This is a genomic window from Desulfobaculum sp. (assembly GCF_054921475.1).
In genome coordinates this window covers 1-9202 of sequence record NZ_JBUDSW010000141.1, presented here as the reverse complement: position 1 = coordinate 9202, position 9202 = coordinate 1, and the positions used below count along the sequence as shown (strand labels likewise).

Annotated in this window: 11 protein-coding genes; all 11 read right to left on the bottom strand. The window is 59.3% G+C overall.

Translation table 11 applies throughout. From position 1 onward, the window contains the following. Window positions 1–368 (bottom strand): GatB/YqeY domain-containing protein (locus ACY69P_RS10275; RefSeq protein WP_462327393.1); only part of this gene is annotated, 368 nt, incomplete at its 3' end. A gap of 161 nt (window positions 369–529) precedes the next feature. Beyond that, window positions 530–730 (bottom strand): 30S ribosomal protein S21, encoded by a 201-nt coding sequence (gene rpsU / locus ACY69P_RS10270; protein WP_404844801.1) that lies wholly within the window; start codon window positions 728–730, stop codon window positions 530–532. Window positions 731–948: 218 nt separating this feature from the next. Next, window positions 949–1137: a hypothetical protein gene (locus ACY69P_RS10265; RefSeq protein WP_404844800.1), complete on the bottom strand. Its 189-nt coding sequence runs from the start codon at window positions 1135–1137 to the stop codon at window positions 949–951. A gap of 19 nt (window positions 1138–1156) precedes the next feature. Continuing rightward, window positions 1157–1429, bottom strand: coding sequence for an HU family DNA-binding protein (locus ACY69P_RS10260; protein WP_404844799.1), 273 nt, complete (start codon window positions 1427–1429; stop codon window positions 1157–1159). Between the two features lie 304 nt (window positions 1430–1733). Further along, window positions 1734–2543, bottom strand: coding sequence for a 16S rRNA (adenine(1518)-N(6)/adenine(1519)-N(6))-dimethyltransferase RsmA (gene rsmA / locus ACY69P_RS10255; protein WP_459899669.1), 810 nt, complete (start codon window positions 2541–2543; stop codon window positions 1734–1736). 78 nt (window positions 2544–2621) lie between these two features. Then, on the bottom strand, window positions 2622–4070 hold the full coding sequence (locus ACY69P_RS10250) for an alpha,alpha-trehalose-phosphate synthase (UDP-forming) (RefSeq protein WP_462327394.1): 1449 nt from the start codon (window positions 4068–4070) through the stop codon (window positions 2622–2624). A 178-nt stretch (window positions 4071–4248) separates the two neighbouring features. Beyond that, on the bottom strand, window positions 4249–5031 hold the full coding sequence (gene otsB / locus ACY69P_RS10245; protein ID WP_462327392.1) for a trehalose-phosphatase: 783 nt from the start codon (window positions 5029–5031) through the stop codon (window positions 4249–4251). Window positions 5032–5202: 171 nt separating this feature from the next. Continuing rightward, window positions 5203–5712, bottom strand: coding sequence for a DUF2062 domain-containing protein (locus tag ACY69P_RS10240; protein WP_459899663.1), 510 nt, complete (start codon window positions 5710–5712; stop codon window positions 5203–5205). 37 nt (window positions 5713–5749) lie between these two features. Continuing rightward, window positions 5750–7801, bottom strand: a complete 2052-nt coding sequence (gene fusA, locus ACY69P_RS10235) for an elongation factor G (protein ID WP_462327391.1) — start codon at window positions 7799–7801, stop codon at window positions 5750–5752. Between the two features lie 59 nt (window positions 7802–7860). Beyond that, window positions 7861–8742: a hypothetical protein gene (locus ACY69P_RS10230; protein ID WP_462327390.1), complete on the bottom strand. Its 882-nt coding sequence runs from the start codon at window positions 8740–8742 to the stop codon at window positions 7861–7863. An 89-nt stretch (window positions 8743–8831) separates the two neighbouring features. Then, window positions 8832–9202, bottom strand: a 371-nt coding sequence (gene bamD / locus ACY69P_RS10225) for an outer membrane protein assembly factor BamD (protein ID WP_462327389.1), incomplete at its 5' end; no start/stop codon positions are given.

Below are 9202 nucleotides of genomic sequence, written 5' to 3'. Positions count from 1 at the left end.
ATCACCTTGCCCATATCCTGCATGCCTGCGGCACCGGTTTTGGCAATGGTTTCGTCGACGATGGCGGCGACTTCTTCCTCGGTGAGGGGCTCGGGCAGGTAGTCTTTCAGGATGGCCATCTCGCGGGCTTCCTGCTCGGCGAGTTCGGTGCGGCCAGCCTGAGTGAACTGGTCCACGGACTCTTGTCGCTGTTTGACCTGCTTGGTCACCAGGTCGAGCACTTCGCCTTCTTCCGGCTCACGCTGAAGTTCCACCTGCTTGTTCTTTACGGCGGTCTTGAGCATCCGCAGAACCGACACGCGGTCCGTGTCCTTGGCCTTGTATGCGGCAATGAAGTCAGATTCGATTCGCTTGATGAGACTGCTCATGACATTCGGCTCCGTTGCGGTACCCTTTCGGACCCGCACTGCAAAGGATGGATAAACGGAAATGCGGGGCGGCGTCACCGCCGCCCCGCATAACTGTAAAGGGATCGGTCATGGTGCCCGCCTTGCGGCAGACTGCTAGCGACCTTCACGGTATGAAGGGCTTAGCCCATGTTCATTTTGCGCATCTTCTTGAGGAGCCTTTTGCGAGCGGCAGCCATCTTCTTCTTGCGCTGCACGCTGGGCTTCTCGTAATGCTGGCGCTTCTTCATTTCGGACAGAATGCCGGCCTTTTCGACCTGCTTCTTGAAGCGACGCAGAGCGATATCGAAGTTTTCAGTATCTTCGAGGGTTACTCCGGGCACGTAAATCACCTCCCCTTGGGTGCACGGACATGTGCCGTGCCAATGTAAAGACGACTTCTTTAGGTCATATTTACCCAAAGGGCAAGAAAAAATCTAGGGAAAAGGGGATTCTCACCTCTCCTCCACTCGCGGGCGTGGGCGGAAAAAGCGCTGAAAAAACAACAGCCCAGTACGCACTAGGCGCACCGGGCTGCTTCGTTCGTCGAGAGACCGGAGGACTAATGCGAATTAGCGCCGGACTTCGGGTTGGCGACAGTATCGATGTAGGCTTTCACAGCGGCGTAGCCAAGGGCGAGACCGAGGATGCCCAGAACCAGATACAAGGTTCCGAAAAATACAACATGGTCGGGGGCCCACCAGGGGAGATCCCAGGGCAGGGCGCTGTGAAGAGTTTCTCCGTGAATCATAACTGTCCTCCCTTAAGACTTATTTTACGGCGTCTTTCAGGAGCTTGCCAGGACGGAACTTAACAACCTTGGAAGAGGGAATCTCAATCTGTGCGCCGGTGCGGGGGTTGCGACCGGTGCGAGCCTTGCGCTCCTCAACCACAAAAGTGCCAAAGCCGGTCAGGGTCAGCTTGCCGTCTTTCACCAGCGTTGCTTCCACCGTATCCAGAAAAGCATTCAGGGAACGCTCAGCGTTGGCTTTGGTGATGTTGGCCTTCTCAGCGATTTTTACAACCAGATCAGCCTTCGTCATCAGTCCATTCCTCCTCATAGTAGTTAGTCTCTATCTCCCCAAAAACAACTTCCTATCACCATGTCTGCTTTCGACGGTGGGCCGTACGTTTGACGCGGCATCCTTTGCGCGTCGATGCGAGACTAGTGCAGCCTAATTGGGCGATGCGTTACACGCTTTTCTTGCCCCTTAAAGCATACAGGCGTTTATGTCCAGTAGTTATCAGGTTTTACCTGCTGCCTTTCGGGGGGCGTATATGGGCGGAGTCCGCATGGGGCTTTGCCTTACCGCCGCATTGAACATTGGCAACAGATTCTCAATCATGTCAAGCCATAAAATGAGTTTTTGTGAGAACTGACAAGGCCTGAAAGTGGTTTGGCGTCAAATCCTCGGGCCGAACTTTCGCGGAAAGGCCCTGCTGGCGGAACCATTCGTCCACTTCGTCATTCCACAATGATTTCAATATCTTACCGACCTGCTTGCGCCTGTTCTGAAAACACAGCTTCACAAGGCCGGACAAGGCCCGTGGGTCAAAATGGCCCGGGTTCTCATGTGGGGTAAAGGACAGCACCGCGGATTCAACTTTTGGCCGCGGAATGAACACGTTGGGGCTGACAGTAAACTCGTAGCGCGGCTTCACAAAGCTCTGCACCCATACCGTCAGCGCGCCATAGGCACGCCCTCCGGCCTCCGCAACGAGGCGCTGCCCTACTTCCTTCTGGATCATGAACACGGCGCGTGTGACGGCGCGGCCACGGCTAAACAGCTCCCACATGAGCGGCGAGGCGATGTTGTACGGCAGATTGCCCACCACCTTCCACGAGGCATCAGAGGGCAGCCCTTCCCAGCGGATGGACAGCGCGTCCGCCGCCAGCGGCTCAACGCCGGGACACTTGTCGCGCAGCTCCATGGCAAGCTCCAGGTCGCGCTCCACCGCGGCGTACAGCGCCGGATTGGCGTCAGCGATGTGCACGGACAGTGCGCAGTGTCCGGGGCCGATTTCAATGACCTTGTCCTGCGGCTCAATGCGCAGGGTCTCTACGATTTTTCTGGCGATGTTGGCATCGTGCAGGAAATTCTGGCCGAAGCGCTTCTTGGCGTAGCGCCCGTATGCTGGATTCTGAATCTTTTTCACGCTGTTCTACTCAGTTGTGGCGCGCACGCCGGATGCGAAAGGCTGGCAGGCAACGGGGCCGGCGCGCAGGGCTCCGGCTCATTCCTCGCTTGTATGGTAGTCCACGACCTCCTGCGGCGGAAAATCGTCCAGATGCTTGCCGAACGCCGCCTTGAGGAATGAATCAACCCACCAGTAGATGTCGAACTTACGAATCGTGGTTTGCATCTTGTGCATCCGGGAGCGCCTCTCGTCAAGGCTCATGTGATAGCCCCGGTAAATCGCGTCGGCCACGCCCTCCACGTCGTGCGGGTTCACAAGGAGCGCCCCGCGCTGCAACTGCGCCGCCGCCCCCGCAAACTCGGAAAGCACCAAAACGCCGTCGCCAGTGACGTTGCAGGCGCAGTACTCCTTGGCCACAAGGTTCATCCCGTCGCGCAGGGGCGTAACCAGCGCGACCTTGGACGTCCGGTAGTAGGCCACCAGCTCATTGCGGTCGAGACTCCGGAAAATGTAATACACCGGCACCCATCCCGGCTCCGAAAACTCGCCGTTAATCTCGCTGACAAGGCTTTCGATGCGCCGCTTCATATTCTGGTATTCCGGCACCTTTTCACGGCTTGGCACCACCACCTGAACAAGGGAAATCTTCTCGCGCAACTCGGGATACTTGGTCAGCAGCACCCGCATGGCCTCAAGGCGCTCGGGGATGCCCTTGCTGTAGTCGAGGCGGTCCGCGCCCAGCACCAAATCGCGCCGCCGAAAGGCATCATGCACCTGATCGCCCAGCTCTGCGGCGGCGCGGGTGCGCGCCTGACTGGAAAAGTCCTTATAATCAATACTAATGGGGAAATACCCGGCCTTAATCACGCGCCCCTCTCCGCGAATCTGCACCACAGGGCCACGCCCGGAAGGCTTGTAGCCCTTGCACAGCGTGGTCACGCACTGCAAAAAATTGCGGCGATCGCGATAGGTCTGAAAGCCCACAAGGTCAAAGTCGAGCAATGCCCGGATGACCTCATTCCGCCATGGCAGCTTCAGGAAGATATCCAGCGGGGGGAAAGGAATGTGCAGGAAGAAGCCCGTCTGGCGCGTTTCGCCCTTCTCCTTGAGGCGCGAGGCGACGTGCATAAGGTGGTAGTCGTGCACCCACACGTAGTCATCCGGCGTGGAAACCTGGGCGATAACGTCGGCGAACTTTCCGTTCACATCGTAGTAGCTTTTGAAATATTCGGGGGCGAAATTGCAGCGGGACTGCACATCATGAAACAGCGGCCAGATGACTTCGTTGGAGAAGCCCTGATAGAAGCCCTGCACGTCATCTTCGGTCAGGTTGACGCCGTGCAGGGTGTAGCCTGCCTTCTTGGAATATTCCGCAAGATAGGGACCCAGGTCGACATCGCTGCCCGCGCCGGGCCAGCCGATCCAGTCCCCGCCCCTGTTGCGTAAAACAGGGGCCATTGCTGTGACCAAACCGCCCTTGCCCGATTCGATTTCCCAGTCGTCGCCATCGCGCTTGAGGGATATGGGCAAACGGTTTGAAACCACAAGCAAGCGAACTGCATTTTTTGGCATTGAACACCTTGGGAAGAGATTGCACAACGGGCGGGAATTACACCCGCCCCAAAAATCACTTCATTTTGTACAGAATACACTCCACAAATGCAAGGAATTCAAGAAAAAGACAACGCCAACCCTTCCCACAGCCCAGCATCTGCCATCGTCATTACAGTGTGTTATCGACGGCGCTCAAGAAGGCCAACACTTCCTCCGGCGGCCGCAGAACCCATATTGCAAGGCTTGGACGGTCCTCGGCCTGCACTAAAATGCCAATCCCCTGTCCGGTAATGGCGGCGAAGGCGTCCTCGTCCGTGGCGTCGTCACCAAGGTAAAACACCACATCATCGTCGCCGGTCTCCTCCAAGATGGAGAGTACGGCGGTATCCTTGGTGAACCCCGGGGACCGCACTTCCGCGCCCCCGTCAAAGGTGGCGAAAGTCAACCCGCCGCCATCGGCCAAGCTCTGCCAATGGTTCGACACCCACGCAAAGGCCTCGTCCTGCACATCTTCATCCAGACTCCGCAGGTGAAAGGCCACGCACCCCGGCTTCACTTCCAGATTGTCCACGTACCCGGCCTCGCGCGCCATCGCCTCCGCCCGCTTCAGGGCGGTTTCAGCCCCCGGCGCAATATCAAACAGCTGCCGCTCACCACTTGGGAGCAAGCGCTCGCCGCCGTGGCTGCCCCACACCTCGGGCTGATGTGGCAGCCCCAGCAGACGCACAAGGTCATCGCAGGAGCGGCCCGTCACAAAGACCACCCGGCAGTGGGGATTCTCCATCAGGCGTTCCACCACCTCGCGCACGCCATCATAGGGCACGGCTTTCGCGGGGTCGGGGACAAAGGGGGCCAGCGTTCCGTCATAATCCAAAATAAGCACGCAGCGCCGCGCCTTGCTCAGGTCGCTCCAGAACTCCTCATCGCCTTGAATAACGGACCAGCGTTTCACAAACCTTCCTCCGGAAAGAGACTGTGGAGACACTTCTGCGAGTATGCCTGAAAAAAACATGACATTTCAAGTGGCAATACCACTTCGCCCCCGCACTCCCCTTCCGCGCGGCGCGCACAAAAAAAGCCCCGGACGTTCCGGGGCTTTACTGTGGGGCAAAAATGGCGCGGTTTATTTGGCCTTACGGCCAAGGCGCTTCCGCAGCAGCCGGAGCATCCGGCGCTTTCTGTAGCCCACCACCATGCGGCGGGTAATGAAATAGGTGGCAATGGACGCGGGGATGCCAAGCAGCAGCCCACCCGTCACCATCATGGCGAACAGTTCCCATCCTGCGGCGATGAGCTGACTCATCTCCAGATGCTTGGGGTCGAAACCCGGCCCGTCAAAGGGCAGAACCCAGCGCCCAACCAGATACAGGCCGTAATAGAAAAACGGCAGATCAATGGGGTTTGATATCCACGTGCCGAGGGCGGCGGCGATTTTGTTTCCCTTGAAGATAAACGCAAGGGTCAGCACCGCTACGGTCTGGAATGGCACAATGGGCATAAAGCCGATAAAGATGCCAAGCGCAAGACCGAGGGCGATGCAATGCGGCGTCGCCCCAAGGCGCATAATGCGCAAGTAGGAATAGCGGATCCAGCGCCGCAGCCGGACCCACCTTGAAACAAGCTCTGTATGCATATGTTTTCAGATAGAAATCCAGAAACTGGAGTTGCACTCACCCAAGGACGTCAAACCGGGAGAACTGCATCATCAGCCCCCCGCGTCCCTGTGTGACTGACCGAAGTTGCGTGGAAAACCCAAAAAGTTGCCGCAGAGGCGTCAGGGCTTGGACAATCTTTTGCCCATTCATATCGTACATGTTGTCGATCTTTGCCCCCTTGGTCCCAAGAAGGCCGATGACATCGCCCACGAAGTCGTCCGGAACGTTGACCTCTACCTGCATAATGGGTTCAAGAAGCTGCGGGCTGGCGCCACGCAAGGCTTCCTTAACTGCCGAGACGGCCGCCATGTGATATCCAACTGCGCTGGATTTGCCTTCCTCACGGCGCAATTCATCGATTGTCACCCGGACGTCCTGAACTGGATACCCTCTCAGCACCCCACTTTGCAAGCTATCTTCGATGCCCTCGGCCACAGAATCCAGCCACTGGTCGGGCCATTCCTCGGTGCCAAAGCCAAACCGCACGCTGCGGCCTTCGCCGCGCCCAAGTGGCTCCACGGTCAGGGCGACGTAGCCATAATGCGTGTCGTCGCCGAGTTCCCTGTCGAAAACGCCCTCTGCGGACGCCTTCTGCCCTGCGGTTTCCTGATACACCACCTGCGGATTGCCCACGCGCGGCTCAACGTGGAATTCACGGCGCACGCGCTCCAGCACAACCTCAAGGTGCAACTCGCCCATGCCGGACAGCACGCGCTGCTCTGTGTCCTCGTCAGTGGTCAGGGCAAGGGTGGGGTCCTCCAGCAGGAGCTTCTCCAGCACCTCGTCCAGCTTCTCCGCCTCGTCGCTGTTGCGCGGCTCCAGCGCAAGGGAAATAACAGGCTTATAGCCCTCAATATGCTCAAGGATGACGGGCGTATCCTGCATGCACAGCGTGTCGCCCGTGCGGGCAAACTTCATGCCCGACGCGGCAACAATTTCACCGGCCACAGCGCGGTCCACCTTTTCCTTGTGCCCCGCGTGCAGGGTAAAGAGGCGCGCCACGCGCTCCTCCTTCTTCTGGGTGGCGTTGTAGACCACCTGCCCGGCCTCAATCTCGCCGGAATAGATGCGCATGAGCACCAGCTTGCGCCCCGTTTCCAGGGAGACCTTGAAGGCCAAAGCCGCTAGCGGCTCCTTGATGGAGGGCATAATGTCGATGCGCTTTCTGGTGCGCGCATCGGTAGCCTGCTGGCGCGCCACGTCCTCGGGGCTGGGGAGCAAGGCGCAGATGCCGTCAAGAAGCGGCTGCACGCCCACATTCCGCAGGGCGGAGCCGGTGTACACGGGCACCACCTGCAAATCCAACGTCAGCTGGCGCACGGCATCAAGGACCATCCCGCGCGGGACGTCTTCGCCGCCAAGGTACAGCTCCATCAGTTCATCGCTCACCTCGGACGCGGCATCAAAGAGGCTCTCCCGCCACGGGGTCGCCAGTTCGCGCTGCTCGTCAGTGAGGTCAAAGGACTCAAAGGAACCGCCATGGGTTGACTCGTCAAAGACAAGGTACGTCATGTCGATGAGGTCAATCACGCCTGTAAATTCCTGCCCCGCGCCAACGGGAATCTGGAGCGGGAGCGGCGTCACGCGGAGCTTGTCGCGCATGGAATCGAGCACGGCCTCAAAGTCCGCACCGATGCGGTCCATCTTGTTGATGAAGGCGAGCTTGGGAACCTTGTAGCGCTCGGACTGCCGCCACACTGTCTCGGACTGCGGCTCCACGCCGCCGACGGCGCAGAAGACGCCGACGGCACCGTCCAAAACACGCAGGGCGCGCTCCACCTCAATGGTAAAGTCCACGTGGCCGGGGGTGTCGATAACATTGATGGTCTTGTCGCCCCACCTGCATGTGGTGCAGGCGGAGCCAATGGTAATGCCGCGCTCCTGCTCCTCGGGCATGAAGTCCATGGTCGCGGTGCCGTCGTGCACCTCGCCCATGCGATGTATCCTGCCGCTGTAATAGAGGATGCGCTCGGTCAGCGTCGTCTTTCCGGCGTCAATGTGGGCAATGATGCCGATGTTGCGCAGAGACTGGATATACCCTTTGGGAATCGCGGTTTTCTTTGCCATTGATCCTTTCCTGTACAAGTCGGGGGCTGATTGAGAATCCACTGTGTTCTAAGGGAGTTTTACGCGGAAATACCACCCAATGCCAAGCCTGAAACGCTGAAAAAATCGCACGTCACACCGGGCCACGCCCAAACGCCCTCCTGCCCAGGACCAAAAGCCCGGCCCGCAAGCTCCGCCACGTCCGCAAAAAGGGACTCCGGCACATAGACGGCGTCGTAACCGGCGGCCTCAAATTCCTCCCGCGTGCCTGTATGGGCATCGCAGCCAGCCTGCGCCTGCGGGGCATTCCAGACATCCACCTGCGCGCCGGGATGCGCCCAGAGAATGGTCTCGGTGTCCCACTCGGGGGCGTCCTCACTATACCACACGCCAAGGCGCATCGCCTGCGGCAGCGTCAGCACCTGCGCGCAGCGCGCCTCGCCCTGCGCCGCCCCGCACACGGCAGCGCGTTCGTCCCGGTTGCCAAGGACAACCACAGCGCCGCGCCCGGAGGCATTCAAATGCGCGATGGCGCAGCACGCCTCGTCCACGCTCACGGCAAAAACATTCTCCATGCCGCACAGTTCCATACCCGCCAGCACGGCGTCCGCATCAGCGCCGCCCTCGCCAAGGCGCAGTGCCAAAACGGTCCGCGCGCCGGAAACCACAGCCGGAAGCGCCGCCGCCACAGCCTGCGGTCCGGACTGCACGCCCGCGCCAAGGACCACCACGGCAAAATCCGGAGCACTGGCTCCCTTTACGCTGGTGAACCCGCTGCGCCACGCGGCGCGCGACGTGGCGCGCGTCTGCGCGTTGGGGGCATCCATGGCGAACTGCTGGGCGATGAGCTTTTTCATCCACGCCCGGCGCTCGCCGCCCTGCCCGTCGTAGGCGCTTGCAAAATTGGCGTCGTCCACGCGGCGCTCTTCCAACCAGTCCGGAACCATCTGCACATCGGTCATGCTTGTCTCCTAAGAAAAAGGCCCGGCCGACGCATCGGCGTCCGTCCGGGCCAAAAAAGAAAAACGGCCCTGCGAGGGGCCGTTTTGTTCTACAACCATTTAAAACATTTCTTCCAACTGCCCTGCGCTTCTTCCCGCACTTCCTCGGACGATCCCTTTTGGAATCGGAGGTAAGCAAGCTTGGAACGCTCAGAGGCGTAGTCAACAACCTTGGGCAGGTCAGAGAATTCTTTCACGATGGATTCGTAGCGCTGCCACGCGGCGCGGTACCGCTCCGTGCGCCAATAGAAGTCGGCGACGTAAATTTCGTGGTCGGCCATATACTGGCGGCTGCCCTTAATGTACGCCGTGGCTTCCTTGGCATACTTGGTGTCGGGGTAGCTTTCTCGCACGCGCTCAAAGTACTCGATAGCCTGAGAGACATGCTCCAGCGGCTTATCAATGGAGGTGAACTGGCTGT

What these genes read in the sequence shown, in the direction of transcription:
- ACY69P_RS10260 (WP_404844799.1), bottom strand. Translation starts at nt 1,429, where the DNA reads ATGACGAAGGCTGATCTGGTTGTAAAAATCGCTGAGAAGGCCAACATC.
- ACY69P_RS10230 (WP_462327390.1), bottom strand. Translation starts at nt 8,742, where the DNA reads ATGACCGATGTGCAGATGGTTCCGGACTGGTTGGAAGAGCGCCGCGTG.
- ACY69P_RS10240 (WP_459899663.1), bottom strand. Translation starts at nt 5,712, where the DNA reads ATGCATACAGAGCTTGTTTCAAGGTGGGTCCGGCTGCGGCGCTGGATC.
- ACY69P_RS10265 (WP_404844800.1), bottom strand. Translation starts at nt 1,137, where the DNA reads ATGATTCACGGAGAAACTCTTCACAGCGCCCTGCCCTGGGATCTCCCC.
- fusA (WP_462327391.1), bottom strand. Translation starts at nt 7,801, where the DNA reads ATGGCAAAGAAAACCGCGATTCCCAAAGGGTATATCCAGTCTCTGCGC.